The organism is Sulfitobacter mediterraneus (assembly GCF_003054325.1).
GTDB classification, from domain to species: domain Bacteria; phylum Pseudomonadota; class Alphaproteobacteria; order Rhodobacterales; family Rhodobacteraceae; genus Sulfitobacter; species Sulfitobacter mediterraneus.
The window spans coordinates 160,008-179,218 of record NZ_QBKU01000007.1 but is presented as its reverse complement, the minus strand read 5'-3'; the positions used below and the strand labels follow the sequence as shown (position 1 = coordinate 179,218).

Sequence of the window (19,211 nt, the reverse complement as noted above, 5' to 3'; positions counted from 1 at the left end):
AAGCCTTGCCTACAAGAACGATGTTTCGGTTTTATGACACAGACAGGTCAGTTGACCGTATCCTGCCACCACCAGACCTGCGGCATGTAATAGGACCCATCCCCATAAAGCGGCAGTGTTTCTGGATAGACCATCCGCGCATCATGGGCGATCAACCCTTCGTTAAATTGCCAGAACGGAATGACATAGCGCCCTGCGGTCAGCACCCGGTCGAGCGCGCGGGTCGCGGCGGTAAACCCTGCGCGGTCACGGGCAGACAACATCCGGTCAATCAATCCGTCAATGGCCGGGTTCCTGGCCCCCATCAGGTTGCGCGAACCCGGTTGATCTGCGGCAGCGCTGCCCCAGTAATAGCGTTGTTCATTGCCGGGGCTGAGCGACAGGGCGCGGCGGAAATGGGCCAAATCAAAATCAAACTCGGAGGTCCGCGCCACCAGTTGGGCGTTGTCCACCACCTCAACCGAGGCCGCAACACCGAGACGTTTGAGCGCCTGAATGTACAGTTCGGCAATCTTGGTATGTTCGGCGTTGTTCTTGGACAGCAAGATCCGAAAGTTCAGCGCTGTGCCATCGGCGCTTTGCATCACCCCGTTCTGGGGCGCGTATCCGGCGGCCTCAAACAACTTCATCGCAGCACGGATGCCTTTCCGGTTGCGGGCCGTGCCATCCGAGACGGGCAGTGAATACCCCTCGATCGTGCCGGGCAGCAGGTGGTCTGCATAGGGCGTCAACGCTTCCAAAACCTGTCCCGTGGCGGGGCCGGGCCGCATCGCCAGTTCGGAGTTGGAGAAATAGGAAGAGATGCGCGGCAGCGATCCGCCCGTTAGCGCATCATTGATATATTCAAAGTTGAAGGCCTCAATCATCGCCTCGCGCAGGCGCCAATCATCGAAAGGCGCGCGGCGGGTGTTCATCACAAAACCGGTCATGCCGGAGGGCTTTTGATGGGCAAAGGTGGATTTCACGACCTCACCGCGATCAATCGCCGGAAAGCTGTATTGCGTCGCCCATGTCTCGGCGTTGAACTCGCGCACCGCCGAAATCTCGCCGCCCTTGAAGGCTTCAAACAGCACATTGGCATCGCCATAAAAGTCGATTTTGATCTGGTCAAAATTGTTGGTGCCGCGCACCACCGGCACCTCAGCGCCCCAATAGTCAGGATTGCGGGTCAAAACCACCTGTGCGCCGGCCTTGAAATCGCTGACCACATAAGGGCCGCTGCCCATCGGGATGTCCTGCAAGGTGGCATTTGCAAAATCCTTGCCGTCCCATTGTGCCTTGGACAGAATCGGACGCATCCCAGCCAGCAGAGCCAATTCGCGGTTGTCAGTGTTAAAGGTCATCCGCACCTTGCGCGGGCCGGTTTGTTCGATGGTTTCGATCTGTTTGCGCAGCCCGTGGTATTTGGGATGCCCCTGCGTGCCGAGCAGGTTGTATGAGAAAATGACATCCTCAACGGTTACCGGCGATCCATCCGAAAACCGCGCCTCGGGCCGCAGTGTGAATTCAACCCAAGACCGGTCATCAGGGGTCTCAACCGATTCGGCGAGCAGGCCATAAAGCGTAAACGGTTCATCCCAAGACCGGCCCATCAGGCTTTCGTGGGTCAGAAACGGCAATTGCCATGGCTTGTTGCCCTTGCGGACAAACGGATTGAGACTGTCAAAACCGCCATTGTTGCCCAACGTGATCTGCCCGCCCTTGGGGGCATCCGCGTTCACATAAGGCAGCGACACAAAATCAGGTGGCAACGCAGGCGCACCATACATAGATATCCCGTGTTTTGGCTCCGCCTGCGCGATTGCGGCAAAGAGAATCAGTGAAGAAGCGCCCGCAACGCCCCGCAACTTTTGGAAAAACTCCATTGCCATTTTCGCAACAATCCCGATCTGCCCTTGTTTTATTGAGGCCATGAATAGCGGGGGTTAACGGGGAGTTGCAACTTTTAGCTTGGCCTGAGGCATCGAATTGCTTATAAAGGGGTCACTGCTCGATAGGTTTCTTGCCTGTATGAAACCTGCCTCAATAACTTAACGCCCGCTTCGTGCGGGCGTTTTTTTTTGGCAACAACGGGGTCGCGCTTTGGTCGGAGCGTGCCGGAACCAAATCAGAAATAGGGCGTTTCCTTTGCAGTCGCAGCACGGCAAGATGCGCGCGCAGCATATTCAAGGAGACATCCCATGGCATTCACGATTGATCTGTCCGGCAAAACTGCCGTCATCACTGGCTCAAACTCGGGCATTGGCCTCGGGATCGCCTGGGAACTGGCCCGCGCAGGCGCGGATGTCGTTCTCAATTCCTTTACCGACAATGACGAAGATCACGCTTTGGCCAAGACCATCGCGGATGAAACGGGCGTCACTGCACGCTACATTCAGGCGGATATGTCCAAGGGCGATCAATGCCGCGATCTGATCACCAAGGCCGGGCGCTGTGATATTCTGGTCAACAACGCGGGCATTCAACATGTTGCCCCGATCCCGGATTTCCCGGTTGAAAAATGGGACGCGATCATCGCGATCAATATGTCATCCGCCTTCCACACCACCGCCGTGGCGCTGCCGATGATGCGCAAGGCCGGATGGGGCCGGGTGATCAACATTGCCTCGGCCCATGGGTTGACAGCATCGCCGTTCAAGGCCGCCTATATTGCGGCGAAACACGGGGTCGTCGGCCTGACCAAAACAACCGCGCTGGAAACCGCCAAGGAAGACATCACCTGCAACGCGATCTGCCCCGGTTACGTGCTGACCCCGATTGTGGAAAAGCAGATCCCCGATACGATGAAAGAATATGACATGACCCGCGAAGAGGTCATCGAAAACGTCATGTTGACGCGCCAACCAAGCAAGGAATTTGCCACTGTAGAACAGATGGGCGGGACGGCGACGTTTCTGTGCTCCTCTGCGGCGGCGCAAATCACCGGCACCACCATCAGCGTCGATGGCGGCTGGACCGCGCTGTAATCCATGGCAAAGAAACGCATCAATCTGGCGCTTCAGGGCGGCGGGGCGCATGGCGCCTTCACTTGGGGGGCGCTTGACCGGTTGTTGAAAGACGACGAGGTCGAGATCTGCGGCATTTCCGGTACCTCTGCCGGGGCGCTGAACGGTGCCGCGCTCAAGGCCGGAATGGTGCAAGGCGGCAAAGACGGTGCGCGGGACAATCTGTCATGGCTTTGGGGACAGGTCGCGGGCGTCACCGATATGCGTCTGGCCCATTGGATGGCCCCCTTTGGCATCGGGGCGCTGAGCCAGGCCATTGAATACAGCTGGCCGGTCGCGCTGTCCGATGCGGTGTCAAACCAGATGTCGCCCTACGCCTATGGTCCGTTTTATCGCAATCCGCTGGCCGATATCGTGGAACGGTTCGACTATGACAAAGTGTGCAACCACGTCGCGCCACTGTTGTTCATCTGCGCCACGCGGGTGCGCAACGGCAAGATCAAGATATTTGAGGGCGATGAAATTGGCCCTGATGCCTTGATGGCGTCGGCCTGTTTGCCAACGATCTTTAAGGCGGTCGAACTCTTTGACCCGGAAACCGGACGGGATGAGGCCTTTTGGGATGGCGGCTACACCGGCAATCCGGCGCTGTTCCCACTGTTTCAAAAGGATCTGCCCGATGACATCGTGATCATCAATATCAACCCGCTGGAACGGGACGAGCTGCCGGTCACGCCCAAACAGATCCAGAACCGGATCAACGAGATCAGCTTTAACTCAAGCCTGTTTCGCGAGTTGCGGGCCATCGAATTTGTCCAACGCCTGTTGGATGATGGCGCGGTTTCCGAAGGGCACATGAGCCGTGTGCGAGTGCATATGATTGCCGATGATGAATTGATGGCTCAGCTGTCTGTAGCGACCAAACTGGTGCCCAACGCGGCGGTCATTAAAACCCTGCGCGATGCCGGGTATGATGCCGCGGATCAGTTCTTAACCAATCACAAGGCGGATTTGGGCCAGCGCAGTTCTGTCGACTTGCCGCAGATGTTCGGCTGAGATCAGTTTTTGTTCGGGATTTTTTCAAGCAGATCGGTCAAAGCGCCGGTCTCGCTGTCTTCACGATCAGAGGGATAGACCAGCCCTGCCGAAATCACCAATTTGGCCGCGTCTTCCACAGTCATATCCAGCTCAATGACGTCCTTGCGCGGGAAAAACAGCAGAAAACCCGAGGTCGGGTTTGGTGTGGTTGGCAAAAAGATCGATATCATCTCGTCTGAAGGATCGGTTTTGGCGGCAACCTCGCCCTTGGCAGTGGTGGAGATAAAGCCCAATGCCCAGATGCCCCGGCGCGGATATTCGATCAGGCACGCGGTTTCAAAACTGCGTTCGGATTGGGCAAAAATGGTCTCGGAAATCTGTTTAATGCCTGAATAGATCGATCGCACTACCGGTGTACGTTCTACCAGACCTTCGGCAAACCGGATCAGGGACCGGCCCATGATCCCCTTGGCCATCCAGCCTACGATGATGGTGAACAGCAGAAAAATCACCACGCCAAGACCGCGCACGTTGATCTGCACCGATGGATCAAGGCCAAGGTAATCCTGCAACATCCGGTCGGGATGATAGACCTCCGGCACCAGCGGCAGAACAAAGCCGTCAATCCAGCCGACAACCGTCCAGATCAGCCAAATGGTCAGCCCGACAGGCGCAATGACCACCAATCCGGTCAGGAACGAAGCCCGAAGACGGGCCAGCATGCCGCGCTTGGGTGTGGGTTCAATGTCAAAAGGCGTGTTCATGGTTCGGAGTTCCAAAAATCGATCTGGCTATAGCTAGTTCCTTTGCCGAGGTCCGACAATGGCTGCACCTGTAAATGGGGGCTGATCACCTGATTTTTATGAGGTCAAACGGGCAGTGCGGTCAATTCGCGGGCAATATCCGCTGCCAGACGGGCATTGTTGCGTACCAGTGCGATATTGGCGGTCAATGAACGCCCCTCTGTCAGCTCAAAAATCCGCTGTAGCAGATAGGGTGTGACGCCTTTGCCTGCAATCCCGTGGGCATCTGCATCAGCCTGTGCCTGCGCGATCACCGGGGCAAGCTCGGCGGCGGGAATCTCATCTGCGGGCGGAATGGGGTTGGCGATCAACTGCCCGCCGGGCAGGCCCATCGCGCCGCGCATCCGGTGGGCGCGGGCGATCTGCGCGGCATCATCCATCCGCAGGGGCGCCGGCAAGGGTGAAGTCGCGCTCCAGAACGAGGGAAAGCTGTCTTGGCCCACAGCGATCACTGGCACCCCTTGGGTTTCCAAGACCTCTAGCGTTTTGGGCACGTCCAGAATGGCCTTGGCCCCGGCGGCAACCACGGTCACAGGCGTTTGCGCCAATTCCATTAGGTCAGCCGAGATGTCAAAGCTGTCTTCTGCGCCTTTGTGCACCCCGCCAATGCCGCCTGTGGCAAAAACTGCAATCCCTGCCAAATGCGCCGCGATCATCGTGGCGGCCACCGTTGTGGCGCCGGTGCCGCCCGTGGCGATGCAAACCGCCATATCGGCCCGGCTTAGCTTGGCCACGCCTTTGGCCTGCGCCAGTGCGGTCAATTGTTCAGGGTCCAGCCCGATGTGCAAAGTGCCATCCATCACCGCAATGGTCGCAGGCACCGCACCGGCGGCGAGAATATCGTCCTCAACCTGGCGGGCGACCTCCAGGTTTTGTGGATAGGGCATGCCGTGGGTGATGATCGTGCTTTCCAGTGCAACAATCGCAGCGCCCGATGTGCGGGCTTTGGCCACTTCGGCGCTGTAAGTCAGGGGCAGGGTGGTCATATCTTTGTCTCTCCGGACACATAAAGGGCGGCGGCCTCAAGCGCATCGGACAGGGCCGATTGCGGATCGCGGCCACGCAATTCTGCGGCGACATGGGCCGCCATAAAAGTATCACCCGCACCGGTTACGCGGGCCACATGGACCTGCGGCGGCGTCATGGTGATCGGGGCATCTGATTGCCCGACGGTGGCCGGATTGCCGCCATCGGTCACAACCGCCCGCGCCGCACCGCGCGCGAGCAGGCCAGCCGCCGCATCGGCAGAGCTTTCAAACGGCGCTTCGCACAACAGCCCGGCCTCTTCGAGGTTCACATAAAGCGTGCCGCGCCCTGATTGCACAAACGGGCTGAGCCGGAGCGCCTTGCCGGGGGAGGCAGGCGCAACCCGCAGATCGGCCTGCGCCAACAACGGGCTTTGCGCCACATGGGCCAGCAGATCCAGCGTTAGATTGCCGTCCAGCGCCACCGCCCCGCGATAGGGCGCGGCCAGACTGCCGTCAGAGAGGGGGCGCAAAATCTTGTCGCCCGCCGCCTCCAGCGAATGGGCATCGGCAATCGCCGCGATCAGCCCGTTTGCCCCTTCAACAGCCATATATTGATCTGTTGGCAAATCATCCGAGCGATAGATGAAGTCCGTGTTTAGCCCTCGCAGGGCGCAGGCCCGGATCAATTCATCCCCTTCGGTGTCGCGGCCCACCGCGCTGAGCAAAGCAGGTTTCAACCCGAACCGTGCCAGCGCCATCCCGATATTGAGCGCCACACCGCCCGGCAGGCGGGTGATCCGCCCCGGCATATCGGAGCCTTGGCGCATGGCGGTCTCGGACCGGCCAATCACGTCCCACAGAACGGAGCCGATGCATAAAATATCGGGGGTTTTGGATTTTGTGTCAGACATGGGCCGGATGTAGCCGCTGTTGCCGCTCAAGGGCAAGCCGCGAGATGCGGCAAAGTGGCCTTGCCCCTACGGCACCGCAAAGGTCAGTGCCGCCCAAAGGGTTTCCCAAACCGGATCCTTGCCAGGATCAGCCATGTCAGCGGCGGGGCGTAGAACCACCGCATCAAAGATATAACTGTGGCCAGAAACAACGGGGATTGCCACCTCTCCCTGCGCGTCGGTCCGGTGCAGGGTTACGGTGACATCGCCCGCGCGGGCGCGATCAAACACCTCCACCTGTGCATCGGGGCGGACAGCGCCCTGATAAAGAACCCGCACCCGCATCTGGCCATCAAAATCCGCCGCATAGGGATTGCTAAGCGCGACAAATTCCGTTTGCATTCCGGTGCTTGCGTCCGCACCTGCGCCGGACCCAACCGCCATCAAGGATTTTGCGTGGCGGGTATACCGTTCTTTGAACCCTTCCATGGGCCAGCCCGCCGCCGCATGATCCGATGCGGCAGTTTGAAAATCCTTATGCGCGGCAAATTTCAGGAACTTTGCCCATTCCTTGTAGGTCAGGGTCGAGGGGGCGGTTTCGTGGATCACCACCGCCAAAGCGTCCCGGTCCGGCGCCGGAACACTGAGCGCAGGCCGATCACCGGCACGCGGCATCAACTCTGAACGGTTGCCGTTTGTGATCAACGCATAGGTTTCAGACCGCCGATCGAAAAACGCCAGCGTTGTGCCGCGAAAATTCTGGCCGTTTTTGAAATCCGCCTGTAGCGTGCCGCCAATTGGCACTTGATATTGATCCGGTTCGATCCAGAATTCATGGGCAGCGACCGGCACGGCCAGTGCCACAAGAAACGGCAAGAGCAGAAGGCGAGACAGAAACATGCGACATACCTTTAGTGGGACCAATATCAAGCTGACGCTGGCGGCGTTAATGTCAAGCCTGCTGATGTTGATGGCATCCGTGGTTCGCGCCCATGAGGTACAGCCGACCATTGGTGATTTCTCGGTTGCGGACGGGCAATTGGAACTGACCCTTCAAATCAATCTTGAGGCGTTTCTGGCCGGGATCGATCTGGATGAGTTGGACGATACCAACAATGCGCCCAATGCGGCCGATTACGACACATGGCGCGGGCTCAGCGCAGCGGAGGTCGCCGAACGTGCGCCCGTGCTGCTGCCCGGCTGGAACGCTTTGCCCCTCATGATGTCCGGTGATCAGGCCGTGCCGCTTGTAACCCGCGATCTGCAGGTGCCGGAAGATGTCGATCTGGCATTGCCGCGGCTGTCCACATGGACCTTCACCGCCGATCTGCCCGCCGATGCCCGCAGTATCACCGTGAACTGGCCGGATGGTGCGGGCGCAATGGTGCTGCGCCAGCAGGGGGTAGAGGCGCCCTTTACCGGGTATCTGAACGGCGGCGAAAGCTCTGGCGCGATTGCGCTGGCGGGCGGCGGTGCGCAAACCCAGATGCAGGCTTTCATGAGTTATATTCCTGTGGGTTTTGACCACATCTTGCCAAAGGGGCTGGATCATATCCTGTTCGTATTGGGGCTGTTTTTCCTCTCCACCCGGTTGCGTCCACTGATCTGGCAAGTTTCTGCCTTTACTCTGGCGCATACCGTGACGCTGGCCTTGGGGGCGCTGGGTTGGGTTTCTGTTCCGGGCGAGATCGTTGAGCCGCTGATTGCTGCCTCGATTGTCTATGTGGCGATTGAAAACGTCTTTGCCTCCAAACTCAACGCATGGCGGCCCTTGGTGATCTTTGGATTCGGGCTGTTGCACGGGCTTGGCTTTGCCTCAGTGTTGGGCGAATTTGGCTTGCCCGAGGGGCAGTTTATTCCCGCCCTCATCGGCTTTAACGTTGGTGTCGAGCTTGGACAACTGACTGTGATCGCGCTGGCCTTTGCCGCCGTGGGTTGGGCGGCAAATCACGCATGGTATCGCAGCCGCATTGCGGTGCCGGCCTCTTGCGTGATTGCAGCAGTCGGGGCCTATTGGTTTGTAGAACGGGTGTTTTTGTAACGGTTATATTTGTTATGGGCGCCGGCGCGTATTAGCCAATTGCCTTGATCAAATCACCAAGAGCGGCAGCGGGGTTTTCCTGCTGCCAGATCTCATCACCCACTCCAAAGAAATCGGTATAGGGCGTCAACGTACGGATCATCGCCGCATCCAAGGCGCCCTCTGCCACAACCGGCACTTCGATCATCTCGGACCACCACTGAAACACGTCCAACTCGGCAAAGCTGCCGTCATCCAGAGGTGAGGCCTGCACCGGACCAAAGCTGACGTAATCTGCGCCAGCCTCGCCAGCGGCCATACCATCATGGCGCGAGATGCCGCAGAAACTGCCAACGATTGCATCCTCGCCCAGCTCTTTGCGGGTGTAACGCACGGACCGCGCCGCATCGGACAGATGCACACCATCCAGCCCCAGACGTTCTACCAGCAACATGTGATCTGAAATCACCAGCGCCACGTCGCGGGCGTGGGTCACTTCGCGCAGGGCATCTGCGGCACGCGACAGGCGGTCCTCGTCACGGGTGGACAGGGCAAGACGCACGCAGGCGATGGGATGGGCATCCAGAACACTGGCCAAAACATCGGGAAAGCTGCTCAGTTCAATTTCTGGCGGCGTGATCAGATAGATCTGCGGCTGTTCTGGCTGGTCCATGGCGCGTCCTTTTCAAAGTCTTGAGCGCCTGATTATCGGATGGGGCGGCAAATGCAAAACCCTATCTGGGGCAGGTGGATTTTTCCTTGCGCCGGGCCGCCGTCTTGCAGCCCAGAGCGGCGGCGCGTAAGAGGCGGGAATGAGCGATGATATTGGCAAATTGAACATGCCTGCCGTGGTGCTGGTGCGCCCGCAGATGGGCGAAAACATCGGCGCGGCGGCGCGGGCGATGTTGAACTTTACCCTTGATCACATGCGTATTGTTGCGCCGCGCGACGGCTGGCCCAATCCGGCAGCGGTTGCGATGGCCTCTGGCGCAGGCCGGGTTCTGGATGCGGCGCAACTTTGCCCTGATCTGCCGGATGCCCTGGCCGATTGTGATTACGTTTATGCCACCACCGCGCGGGGCCGCGATCTGACCAAGCCGGTGTTCAGCCCCGAAGCCGCGATGCGCGATGCCGCCAAACGGATCAAGGACGGGCAGCGCGTTGCGGTTCTGTTCGGGCCGGAACGGGCAGGGCTGGAAAACGATGACGTGGCCCGTGCCAATGCCATTGTGACCGTGCCAGTGAACCCAGAATTTGCCTCGCTCAATCTGGCGCAATGTGTGCTGCTGATGGGCTATGAATGGATGCGGGCCAGCACCGAGGTGACGGACCTGACCGTCGAGATGGCCGGCACCGATTGGGCCAAAGGCCAAGAGATCGAACATCTGTCGGCACATTTCGAGGACCGTTTGGATGACGCCGGTTTCTTTTATCCCGCGCACAAGGCCAATTCGATGAAGTTGAACTTGCGCAACATGTGGTCGCGGATGCCTCTGACGCGGGCGGATGTGCAAATGCTACACGGAATGATGCGTCAAATGGTGCGCTGGAAAGAGCGCGACTAGACCTTTTGCGCCGGCTGCCCTACCTATCTGTGCAAGACAATAAGTGAGGCGCAGCATGGCGGAAAAACGCAAGTTGTTCGAAGAGGTCGGCGCGGCAGAGGCCGAACGTCCCGTGGCACAAACCGGAGTGATTGATCGGGGCAGGGGCGGCGCACGCGGCGCCATCCGGATCTGGCTGATGATCCTCTTTGCGCTGGTGTTTGTGATGATCGCAGTGGGCGGTCTGACCCGTCTGACCGACAGCGGTTTGTCGATCACCGAATGGCGCCCCCTGACCGGCGCGATCCCCCCGCTGAGCGAGGCAGACTGGCAAAGCGAATTTGCCAAATACCAAGAGATCGACGAATTCAAAGTGCAAAATGCATGGATGCAATTGTCTGATTTCAAAGTGATCTACTGGTGGGAATGGGGGCATCGGCAATTGGGCCGGGTGATTGGCCTTGTCTGGGCCATCGGCTTTCTCTGGTTCCTTGTGCGGCGTCAAATCCCCACCGGTTGGAACGGCCGATTGGTGTTTATCGGTGCGCTTGGCGGTGTGCAGGGCGCAATTGGTTGGTGGATGGTTGCCTCTGGCGTGACCAGCGGTGAGGGCGTCACGGATGTGGCCAGTTACCGCCTTGCCACCCATCTGGGGCTGGCCTTTGTGATCTTGGGGTTCATCACTTGGTATGTGCTGTTGCTCGGGCGCAGCGAACGCGATCTGATGCAGGCCCGCCGCGCCAAAGAGAGCAAACAATTTGGGCTGGCCACGGGGCTGTTGCATTTTGCATTCCTGCAAATCCTGCTTGGCGCTCTGGTCGCAGGAATTGACGCGGGCCGCTATTTTGTTGATTGGCCGCTGATGCAGGGGCAGTTCTTTCCCCCTGACGCCTTTGATATCACTCCCTCATGGCGGAATTTCTTTGAAAACCCCGGTTTGGTGCAGTTCATGCACCGGATGGCTGGTTATCTATTGCTGGCCTTTGGCATTGTGGTCTGGTTGCGCGGGCGTCAATCGGCGCATCCCAACACCCGCTTTGCCTTTAACGCGGTGATGGCGGCGCTGGCCCTGCAAATCGCCGTGGGCATCACCACCGTGCTTTATGCAGCACCGGTGCATATCGCCCTTGTCCATCAGGCACTTGCCGTGGTCCTTTGGGTGCTGATCCTGCGGGCTCGTTTTCTGGCCGCCTATCCCGTTGCAACATCCCTGAGAGGAAATTGAGCATGTCTGCCTATGATGAATTGATGGCGTTCCAGCGCGACACAGAGGCGCTGTCGCAGGTGGCGGGCCGCCTTGGCTGGGATCAGGAAACCATGATGCCGCGCGGCGCAGCCCCCCAACGGGGCGAGGAAATGGCAGCCATGGAAGGCGTATTGCACGCCCGCCGCACCGATCCGCGTATGGCAGAATGGCTAGACAGGATTGACGAGGCCAAGCTGGACGATGTGGGCCGCGCCAATCTGCGCCACATCCGCCGCAGCTTTGACCGCGCCAGCAAGGTGCCCGCCGCATTGGCCGCCCGCATCGCCCGCGTCACATCTGAGGCGCAAGGTACATGGGCCGAAGCCCGCGCCAATGACGATTTCAAAGCTTTCGTGCCGACCCTGACCGAGGTCGTCGCCCTGAAACGCGAAGAGGGGCAGGCGCTCGCGTCTGGCGGCAATGCCGATGTCTATGACGCAATGCTGGCCGACTATGAACAAGGCACCACTGGCGCCGAGCTTGAGGCGATGTTTGGCGCGCTTCGCCCTGAATTGGCCGCACTGCGCGGCGCGGTGCGCGAGGCAAAAGCCCCGCCAACACTGCAAGGGACATTCGACGAAAGCGCCCAGATGAAGCTGACCCGCCAACTGGCGCGATGCTTTGGCTATGACATGAGCCATGGCCGCGTTGACAAGGCAGTGCATCCCTTTGCATCAGGGTCGGGTCTGGATGTGCGGATCACCACACGGACCAATGATACCGATCCATTCAATTGTTTTTACTCAACAATTCACGAAACCGGTCATGGCGCTTATGAGCAAAACATCAACCGCGATTACCTGCTGACCCCTTTGGGCGGCGGCGTGTCGATGGGTGTGCATGAAAGCCAAAGCCGGATTTACGAAAACCAGCTGGGCCGCAGCCGCGCCTTCACCGGCTATCTCTTTGCCCAGATGAAAGACGCTTTTGGCGATTTTGGCGTGGCAGATGAAGAGACGTTTTATAAAATCGTGAACCGGGTCTCTGACGGGTTCATCCGGACCGAAGCGGACGAGCTGCAATACAACCTGCATGTGCTGATGCGCTTTGACATGGAACGCGCCTTGGTGAGCCATGATCTGCAAGTGCCGGACCTTGAAGCGGCTTGGAACGACCGGTTTGAGGCCGACTTTGGCTTTGCCGTCGACAAGGCCTCAAACGGGGTGTTGCAGGACGTGCATTGGTCGGTTGGCCTGATCGGGTATTTTCCAACCTACAGCCTTGGCAATGTCTATGCTGGCTGTCTGAACGAGGCGATGCGCAGCGCCGTGCCGGATCTGGATGATCAACTTGCCAAGGGTGACACCACCGCCGCGACAAGCTGGCTTCGCGATAATGTGCAGGTGCATGGCGGTCTTTATGAGCCCAAAGAAGTGATCACCCGCGCCTGCGGCAAAGCGCCAAGCGAGGCACCTTTGGTGAGCTACCTCAAGGCCAAATTCTCGGACCTTTACGGTATTTCGTAAACCGCTCCGAAGAATTGTTCGCATTTTGTTCCGCATCTGCTAACCTTCCCGAAAGGGGAGGTTCGCAATCATGAACAGAGATCAGAAGTTCGAGGCGTTCAAAGCCCTGCACCAACAGCAAGGCACGGCCTTTGTGATGCCCAATCCATGGGACGCGGGCACCGCGCGGCTGCTGACCCATGCGGGGTTTGAGGCGCTAGCCACAACCAGCGCGGGCTATGCCTTTGCCGCCGGAAAACGTGACAGCTTCGCAAGCCTGAGCCGCGATGAAATCCTGATCAATGCCAAAGCCATCGTGGACGCCACCGACCTGCCGGTTTCGGCTGATTTGGAGGATGGGTTTGGCCGCGATCCCACCCGTTGTGCGCAGACCATTGGTATGGCCATCGACATTGGGCTGGTGGGCGGATCCATCGAGGATGCAACGGGCGATCCTGACGAACCTGTGCTGCCCATCGGCCTTGCCACAGACCGGATCAGGGCTGCGGCAGAGGCGGCCAAAGACCGCGGTTTTCTGCTCACCGGGCGGGCCGAAAACTTTATCTCTGGGCGTCCTGATTTGGCGGATACAATCAAACGGTTGCAGGCCTATTCAGAGGCCGGTGCGGATGTGCTTTACGCGCCCGGATTGCCGGATTTAGACGCTATATCAACGATATGCAGGGAAGTGGACAAGCCGGTGAACGTGGTCATGGGGCTATCGGGACAGGTCTATACGGTGCCAGAACTTTCTGCCGCCGGTGTGCGCCGGATCTCTGTTGGCGGATCGTTTGCCCGCGCGGCCTTGGGCGCATTGCGCCGCGCCGCAGAGGAGGTGATGCATCAAGGCACCTTTACCTATGCAAAAGCGGCCATTCCCGATGGGGAAATGGCCGCTTTGATGGATCAGACCAAACAACCGGATCGGTCTTAGACTTACGCCTCTTCGCCTTCAGAGCCGTCTTCCGCGTCATCGTCGCCCTGATCGGCGATCCATGCGACGCTGACAACTTCTTCGCCCTTGCCGGTGTCAAAGACCTTGACCCCGCCCGCAGACCGCGACCGGAATGAGATCCCTTCGACTGGCACGCGGATCGACTGCCCCTTGGAGGTGGCGAGCATGATCTGATCGTCCATCTCAACCGGGAAGGAGGCAACAATTTCACCGCCGCGCATCGCCTTGTCCATGGCTGTGACGCCCATGCCGCCACGTCCGCGCACCGGGTAATCATGGCTTGAGCTGAGCTTGCCAGACCCTTTGGCGGTGATGGTCAGGATCAGGTTTTCATGGGCCGACATCTCCGCATAGCGTTCCTGATCAATAGTGGCATTGGCATCAACCGCATCCTCATCGGATACATCAACATCGTCCGCCAACCCTGCAACAGCACGGCGCATTTTCAGATAGGCGGCGCGTTCATCTGCGCCCGCATCAAAGTGACGGATGATCGACATCGAGACCACTTTGTCAGATCCACTGAGCTTGATCCCGCGCACCCCGACAGAGGCGCGACTGTTGAACACCCGCACATCGGTGGCCGGGAACCGGATCGCGCGGCCCGAATTGGTGGTCAGCATCACGTCATCATCATTGGACGCAATCCGCGCATTGATCAGCGTGGTCTCGGCGTGTTCATCCTCGAACTTCATCGCGATCTTGCCGTTGGACTTTACGTTGGTGAAATCCGACAGCTTGTTGCGGCGCACCGTGCCTGCGGAGGTCGAGAAGACCACCTGCAGATCGTCCCATTCTTTTTCATCGCGGTCGACCGGCATGATCGCGGCAATGGAAACACCCACCGGGATCGGCAGGATATTCACGATCGCCTTGCCCTTGGAGGTGCGCCCGCCCTGCGGCAAACGCCATGTCTTGAGCTTGTAAACCATGCCATCGGTGGTGAAGAACAAAAGCTGCGTATGGGTGTTGGCCACAAAGAGGGTGGTGACAACATCCTCTTCTTTGGTTTGCATCCCCGACACGCCTTTGCCGCCGCGCCGCTGGCTGCGGAAATCGATCAGAGGGGTCCGTTTGATATAGCCGCCCGATGTGACGGTCACGACCATATCTTCTCGGGCAATCAGATCTTCGTCGTCCATATCGCCGGACCAATCGACAATCTCGGTGCGGCGCGGGACGGCGAACAGATCGCGCACTTCGCGCAGCTCATCGGCGATGATGCCCATGATCCGCTCACGGCTGCTGAGAATCTCGAGGTATTCCTTGATCTTGGCGGCCAGTTCTTCCAACTCGTCGGTCACCTCTTTGACCCCGATCTGGGTCAGACGCTGCAACCGCAGTTCCAGAATGGCGCGGGCCTGCGTTTCGGACAGGTTATAGGTGCCGTCCTCGTTGGCCGTGTGGGTCGGATCATCGATCAGTTTGATGTAGTCCAGAATGCTTTCCGCAGGCCAGCGGCGCGTCATCAACCGTTCGCGGGCCTCGGCGGCATCGGCAGAGCTGCGGATCGTCTGCACGATCTCGTCGATGTTGGTCACAGCCACGGCCAAACCACACAAGACATGCGACCGCTCACGCGCCTTGCGCAGCAGATAGGCCGTGCGCCGCGCAACAACGTCTTCGCGGAAATCAATGAAAGATGTCAGGAACCTGCGCAATGTCAGGGTCTCTGGCCGGCCACCATTCAGCGCCAGCATGTTACAGCCAAAATAGGTTTGCATCGGGGTAAAGCGGTACAATTGGTTCATCACCACTTCGGCTGTGGCGTCACGCTTTAGCTCGACCACAACCCGTACGCCGTTGCGGTCGGATTCGTCCTGAACATGGGCGATGCCCTCGATCTTTTTCTCGCGCACCTGTTCGGCGATTTTTTCGATCATCACCGATTTGTTCACCTGATAGGGGATCTCTTCGATGATAATGGCCCAGCGATCTTTGCGGATCTCTTCGACACGGGTCTTGGCCCGGATGATCACACTGCCGCGCCCCTCAAGATAGGCTTTGCGCGCGCCAGTGCGGCCCAAAAGAATACCGCCCGTCGGGAAATCAGGACCGGGCACATAGTCGATCAATTGCTCGGACGTCAGATCAGGCTCTTCGATCAGGGCCATTGTCGCGTCAATCACTTCACCCAAGTTATGAGGCGGAATGTTGGTGGCCATGCCAACCGCAATACCGCCAGCGCCATTGACCAACATGTTGGGGAACCGGGCAGGCAGAACCGTGGGTTCCTGATCTTTGCCGTCATAGTTGTCTTGGAAATCAACAGTATCGCGGTCGATGTCTTCCAGCAGATATTGCGCGGCCTTTTCCATCCGCACTTCGGTGTAACGATAGGCCGCCGCCTTATCCCCGTCCATGGAGCCAAAGTTGCCCTGACCGTCCAAAAGCACCAGCGACATCGAGAAATCCTGCGCCATCCGTACCAGCGCATCATAGATCGCGCTGTCGCCATGCGGGTGGTATTTGCCCATCGCCTCGGCCACTGGCCGCGATGATTTGCGGTAGGGTTTGTCGTGGGTGTTGTTGGTCTCATGCATGGCATAAAGAATGCGCCGGTGCACAGGTTTCAGACCATCCCGCAAGTCGGGAATCGCACGGCTGACGATCACGCTCATCGCATAGTCGAGATACGAATTGCGCATCTCTTCTTCGATGGTCACAGAGGGCCCGTCATATACGGGGCGCTGTGGCGTATTTTCGTCTTCGTTTTCAGGGGTTTCTGGCGTATCGCTCACGTTCACTGCTCAGCTGTTGGGGCGCTCTATATCTTGCGTTGATTTATAGCAGAAGCGGCAGATCAGGTGCAATGCCTGTGGCCCAAACGCACTGGCAGCATCCCGCTTTGAGTGCCAACACACTGTTTTCATTGAAAAGTAATTCGTTCCGGTCAAACTAGTGCTGCAACAGGCCAAAAAGGAGGGAAAAATGACCCCGAGCGAGACCGAATTGATGCTCAAGGGCTATGGATTAACCACCGCTGAGATCTTTTACCGGATGCCCGATTACACCCATGTGTTGAACAGCTATATCTGGCAGGATTATGATCTGGCCCCGGATCACGAGAAACTGTTTGCGTTTGTCGAATTTTGGCAATCAGAGATCGAAGGCAAACTGCATTCCTTGCGCTTTACCCATCGCAAGCTGATCGGGCCGGGCGAGTGGCAAAATCAGGTGGGCGAATTCACCCTGCATTGAACTTCTCACGCAACGTCGCGGAAAAATCACTGGCGACAGCGAAAGCGGCTGCCCTAGGCTGTGACAAACAGCAATTTGAGGGCCGACATGCACAGACTTCTGGTGGACCACCGAAATATCACCCAAACCAAACTGGAAGAGGCGGCCCCGGCGCCGTTGTCTGATGGTCAGGCCCGGCTCAAGCTGGAAAGCTTTGCACTGACGGCCAACAATGTGACCTATGCCGCCTCCGGCTTTGCCATCGGGTATTGGAAGTTCTTTCCGACGGGTGAGGATGGACAGGGTTTGGTGCCAGTTTGGGGCGTGGCCGAAGTAGCCGAAAGCACCAGCGATGATCTGGCGGTCGGCACCCGGCTTTATGGCTATTACCCAATGGCGGAGGAACTGGTGATCACCCCCAAGGCCGACGGCCATGGCAGCATTCTGGACGCCGCGCCGCACCGCAGGGATTTGCCGCTGATCTACAATCAATATGTGCCTGTCCATGGCGGCACAGCCGAACAAGATCACCTCCGGGCGATTCTACAGCCGCTGTTGGCGACGTCTTACCTGCTGTTTGATTGGTTGATGGACAACGATTGGTTTGGCGCCGAACAGATCATCATCGGCAGCGCCTCATCCAAGACCGGGCTTGGCCTGTGCAAATACCTCGCCGAGCCGGAGAAACGCCCTTACAAAATTGTCGGCCTGACGTCAGAGCGCAATCGCGCCTTTGTCGAAGGCTTGGGCGCCTGTGATCAGGTTCTGAGTTATGATGAGGTGAGCAATCTGGCACAGGTGTCATCTGTCTATGTCGATATGGCCGGCAACACAGAGGTCAAAGCAGCGCTGCACAGCCATCTGGCAGATCATCTGCGCCACTCTGCCGCTGTGGGTCTAAGCCATTGGGACAAATTTGAACAAACCCAAGACCTTGCAGGCCCCAAGCCCGTGTTCTTTTTCGCCCCTGCGCAGGTCGCCAAACGCCGGGAGGATTGGGGACCGGGCAAGATTGAACAACAGATCACGCAAGCGTGGAAACGTATCGCGGCGGACGCATCAGGCTGGCTGAACGTGGTGGTGCATGACGGCATCGCAGCCTCGGATGCGGTTTACAAATCATTGGCGGACGGCACCGCCGATCCTCGTGATGGGCATATCATCCGGCTTTGAACGGCAAGGGTGAGGCAGGGCGAAACGGCCTCAGGCCGAACAGCTAGCCCCGCCCAAAACGCAGAACTTTGCACAATGCGGATGGTTCAGGGCCACGTCACGCTCGGCTTCTTGCAAGGTTGTGCCCAGCTCAAATTCCGGATCATAGGGCAGCAGGGTACAGGCCAGAACAGCAGGGGCCGCCGCACCCTTGCGTTTGACCACCATCCGCGAGGAGGAACACATCACCGCATCGGGCGATTTGTCCAAGATGCTCCAGCAGGCGGTGGTGATTTCCGGCACTTCAACACTTTCGTCCATCTCAGGAAATAACACTGTCATTCCGGGATCTTGCGCATCGATCTTAAAGCTGTGCTCAGCAAAGAACCGGCCATACCCAGCGCGGCTGTCTTCGTCGCTGTCGGCAAAGACAGAGCGGCCCGCGACCGCCATGCGAAAGCCGTTGTCGCGCAGCCATTTCATCCCGGTCAACGTCTTGTCAAACGCCCCATCACCACGTTCCGCATCATGCAGATCCGCCCGGTAATGGTCGACAGATATCCGCAACGTCAGCTTGCCCGGATAAGCCTTGTTGAGCCGCAAAAGCCCCACCTGCATCGATTTGCGCATCATCGGCCGCATGGCATTGGTCAGGATCAACACCTCATAACCTGCCGCCAGCGCGGCCTCTGTCATCTCGATCATCTGGGGGTTCATAAACGGCTCACCACCCGTAAAGGCGATCTCGTGCACCGGCCAATCGCGGGCCTTGATCTGGTCCAGATAATCGCGCACCTCATCCGCCGTGATATAGACCAGCGCATCATTGCTGGGGCTGGAGGCGATATAGCAGTTCACACATTCGATATTGCACAGGGTGCCGGTGTTGAACCAAAGGGTCTCGGGATGGGTCAATGCAACGGTTGCACGTGTCTCACCCTTGGCCGTGACAGCGGGATCCTTGAATTTGTCCAGATTTGCCCCGGCGAGATCTTTCATGATTGGTCCTTGTGCGATGGGTTGTG

General features: G+C 58.5%; 17 protein-coding genes. 9 read left to right on the top strand and 8 right to left on the bottom strand.

Annotated elements, in window-relative coordinates:
- Positions 1-47: 47 nt before the first annotated feature.
- Positions 48-1,871 carry an extracellular solute-binding protein gene (locus C8N31_RS13065; protein WP_420834940.1) on the bottom strand — a complete coding sequence of 608 codons (1,824 nt, stop codon included), beginning with the start codon at positions 1,869-1,871 and terminating at the stop codon, positions 48-50.
- A gap of 309 nt (positions 1,872-2,180) precedes the next feature.
- On the opposite strand from C8N31_RS13065, the gene C8N31_RS13060 reads away from it, so the two are divergent.
- Together C8N31_RS13060 and C8N31_RS13055 are read left to right on the top strand one after the other, a co-directional pair.
- Complete coding sequence (locus C8N31_RS13060) at positions 2,181-2,966, top strand: 3-hydroxybutyrate dehydrogenase (protein ID WP_025046222.1); 786 nt, start codon at positions 2,181-2,183, stop codon at positions 2,964-2,966.
- Positions 2,967-2,969: 3 nt separating this feature from the next.
- A complete protein-coding gene (locus tag C8N31_RS13055) occupies positions 2,970-4,001 on the top strand; it encodes a patatin-like phospholipase family protein (RefSeq protein ID WP_025046223.1) in 1,032 nt (343 codons plus the stop codon).
- 2 nt (positions 4,002-4,003) lie between these two features.
- On the opposite strand, the gene C8N31_RS13050 is transcribed toward C8N31_RS13055, so the two are convergent.
- The 4 genes from C8N31_RS13050 to C8N31_RS13035 form a co-directional block, all read right to left on the bottom strand.
- Positions 4,004-4,747: a DUF502 domain-containing protein gene (locus C8N31_RS13050; protein ID WP_025046224.1), complete on the bottom strand. Its 744-nt coding sequence runs from the start codon at positions 4,745-4,747 to the stop codon at positions 4,004-4,006.
- A 104-nt stretch (positions 4,748-4,851) separates the two neighbouring features.
- Positions 4,852-5,772 (bottom strand): pseudouridine-5'-phosphate glycosidase, encoded by a 921-nt coding sequence (locus C8N31_RS13045; RefSeq protein WP_037917386.1) that lies wholly within the window; start codon positions 5,770-5,772, stop codon positions 4,852-4,854.
- Positions 5,769-6,665, bottom strand: a complete 897-nt coding sequence (locus C8N31_RS13040; RefSeq protein WP_025046226.1) for a PfkB family carbohydrate kinase — start codon at positions 6,663-6,665, stop codon at positions 5,769-5,771. The genes C8N31_RS13045 and C8N31_RS13040 overlap by 4 nt, the downstream gene beginning before the upstream one ends.
- 66 nt (positions 6,666-6,731) lie before the next feature.
- Positions 6,732-7,544, bottom strand: coding sequence for a DUF4198 domain-containing protein (locus C8N31_RS13035; RefSeq protein WP_025046227.1), 813 nt, complete (start codon positions 7,542-7,544; stop codon positions 6,732-6,734).
- Here C8N31_RS13035 and C8N31_RS13030 point away from each other — a divergent pair.
- Positions 7,543-8,685 (top strand): HupE/UreJ family protein, encoded by a 1,143-nt coding sequence (locus C8N31_RS13030; RefSeq protein WP_025046228.1) that lies wholly within the window; start codon positions 7,543-7,545, stop codon positions 8,683-8,685. The genes C8N31_RS13035 and C8N31_RS13030 overlap by 2 nt on opposite strands.
- 31 nt (positions 8,686-8,716) lie before the next feature.
- Here the strand turns inward: C8N31_RS13030 and C8N31_RS13025 are convergent, their stop codons facing one another.
- On the bottom strand, positions 8,717-9,337 hold the full coding sequence (locus tag C8N31_RS13025; protein WP_025046229.1) for a thiamine phosphate synthase: 621 nt from the start codon (positions 9,335-9,337) through the stop codon (positions 8,717-8,719).
- 139 nt (positions 9,338-9,476) lie between these two features.
- Between C8N31_RS13025 and C8N31_RS13020 the strand changes: the two genes are divergently transcribed.
- The 4 genes from C8N31_RS13020 (at position 9,477) to C8N31_RS13005 (ending at position 13,833) form a co-directional block, all read left to right on the top strand.
- A complete protein-coding gene (locus C8N31_RS13020) occupies positions 9,477-10,229 on the top strand; it encodes an RNA methyltransferase (protein ID WP_025046230.1) in 753 nt (250 codons plus the stop codon).
- Positions 10,230-10,284: 55 nt separating this feature from the next.
- Complete coding sequence (ctaA, locus tag C8N31_RS13015; protein ID WP_025046231.1) at positions 10,285-11,433, top strand: heme A synthase; 1,149 nt, start codon at positions 10,285-10,287, stop codon at positions 11,431-11,433.
- Between the two features lie 2 nt (positions 11,434-11,435).
- On the top strand, positions 11,436-12,920 hold the full coding sequence (locus C8N31_RS13010; protein ID WP_025046232.1) for a carboxypeptidase M32: 1,485 nt from the start codon (positions 11,436-11,438) through the stop codon (positions 12,918-12,920).
- 70 nt (positions 12,921-12,990) lie between these two features.
- Positions 12,991-13,833 carry an isocitrate lyase/PEP mutase family protein gene (locus C8N31_RS13005; RefSeq protein WP_025046233.1) on the top strand — a complete coding sequence of 281 codons (843 nt, stop codon included), beginning with the start codon at positions 12,991-12,993 and terminating at the stop codon, positions 13,831-13,833.
- Positions 13,834-13,835: 2 nt separating this feature from the next.
- Here the strand turns inward: C8N31_RS13005 and gyrA are convergent, their stop codons facing one another.
- Positions 13,836-16,595, bottom strand: a complete 2,760-nt coding sequence (gyrA, locus tag C8N31_RS13000; RefSeq protein ID WP_025046234.1) for a DNA gyrase subunit A — start codon at positions 16,593-16,595, stop codon at positions 13,836-13,838.
- A 190-nt stretch (positions 16,596-16,785) separates the two neighbouring features.
- Here gyrA and C8N31_RS12995 point away from each other — a divergent pair, with 190 nt between their 5' ends.
- Together C8N31_RS12995 and C8N31_RS12990 are read left to right on the top strand one after the other, a co-directional pair.
- Positions 16,786-17,055 carry an usg protein gene (locus tag C8N31_RS12995; protein WP_025046235.1) on the top strand — a complete coding sequence of 90 codons (270 nt, stop codon included), beginning with the start codon at positions 16,786-16,788 and terminating at the stop codon, positions 17,053-17,055.
- Between the two features lie 87 nt (positions 17,056-17,142).
- The gene (locus C8N31_RS12990) at positions 17,143-18,207 is read left to right on the top strand and encodes a DUF2855 family protein (protein ID WP_025046236.1); all 1,065 of its coding nucleotides are present in this window, start codon (positions 17,143-17,145) and stop codon (positions 18,205-18,207) included.
- A 30-nt stretch (positions 18,208-18,237) separates the two neighbouring features.
- Here C8N31_RS12990 and C8N31_RS12985 read toward each other — a convergent pair whose 3' ends face one another.
- Positions 18,238-19,185: a radical SAM protein gene (locus tag C8N31_RS12985; protein ID WP_025046237.1), complete on the bottom strand. Its 948-nt coding sequence runs from the start codon at positions 19,183-19,185 to the stop codon at positions 18,238-18,240.
- Positions 19,186-19,211 lie beyond the last annotated feature (26 nt).

What these genes read in the sequence shown, in the direction of transcription:
- ctaA (WP_025046231.1), top strand. Translation starts at nt 10,285, where the DNA reads ATGGCGGAAAAACGCAAGTTGTTCGAAGAGGTCGGCGCGGCAGAGGCC.
- C8N31_RS13045 (WP_037917386.1), bottom strand. Translation starts at nt 5,772, where the DNA reads ATGACCACCCTGCCCCTGACTTACAGCGCCGAAGTGGCCAAAGCCCGC.
- C8N31_RS13035 (WP_025046227.1), bottom strand. Translation starts at nt 7,544, where the DNA reads ATGTTTCTGTCTCGCCTTCTGCTCTTGCCGTTTCTTGTGGCACTGGCC.
- C8N31_RS13040 (WP_025046226.1), bottom strand. Translation starts at nt 6,665, where the DNA reads ATGTCTGACACAAAATCCAAAACCCCCGATATTTTATGCATCGGCTCC.
- C8N31_RS12995 (WP_025046235.1), top strand. Translation starts at nt 16,786, where the DNA reads ATGACCCCGAGCGAGACCGAATTGATGCTCAAGGGCTATGGATTAACC.
- C8N31_RS13005 (WP_025046233.1), top strand. Translation starts at nt 12,991, where the DNA reads ATGAACAGAGATCAGAAGTTCGAGGCGTTCAAAGCCCTGCACCAACAG.
- C8N31_RS13060 (WP_025046222.1), top strand. Translation starts at nt 2,181, where the DNA reads ATGGCATTCACGATTGATCTGTCCGGCAAAACTGCCGTCATCACTGGC.
- C8N31_RS13025 (WP_025046229.1), bottom strand. Translation starts at nt 9,337, where the DNA reads ATGGACCAGCCAGAACAGCCGCAGATCTATCTGATCACGCCGCCAGAA.
- C8N31_RS13055 (WP_025046223.1), top strand. Translation starts at nt 2,970, where the DNA reads ATGGCAAAGAAACGCATCAATCTGGCGCTTCAGGGCGGCGGGGCGCAT.
- C8N31_RS13065 (WP_420834940.1), bottom strand. Translation starts at nt 1,871, where the DNA reads ATGGCAATGGAGTTTTTCCAAAAGTTGCGGGGCGTTGCGGGCGCTTCT.
- C8N31_RS13010 (WP_025046232.1), top strand. Translation starts at nt 11,436, where the DNA reads ATGTCTGCCTATGATGAATTGATGGCGTTCCAGCGCGACACAGAGGCG.
- C8N31_RS13030 (WP_025046228.1), top strand. Translation starts at nt 7,543, where the DNA reads ATGCGACATACCTTTAGTGGGACCAATATCAAGCTGACGCTGGCGGCG.
- C8N31_RS12990 (WP_025046236.1), top strand. Translation starts at nt 17,143, where the DNA reads ATGCACAGACTTCTGGTGGACCACCGAAATATCACCCAAACCAAACTG.
- C8N31_RS13050 (WP_025046224.1), bottom strand. Translation starts at nt 4,747, where the DNA reads ATGAACACGCCTTTTGACATTGAACCCACACCCAAGCGCGGCATGCTG.
- C8N31_RS12985 (WP_025046237.1), bottom strand. Translation starts at nt 19,185, where the DNA reads ATGAAAGATCTCGCCGGGGCAAATCTGGACAAATTCAAGGATCCCGCT.
- C8N31_RS13020 (WP_025046230.1), top strand. Translation starts at nt 9,477, where the DNA reads ATGAGCGATGATATTGGCAAATTGAACATGCCTGCCGTGGTGCTGGTG.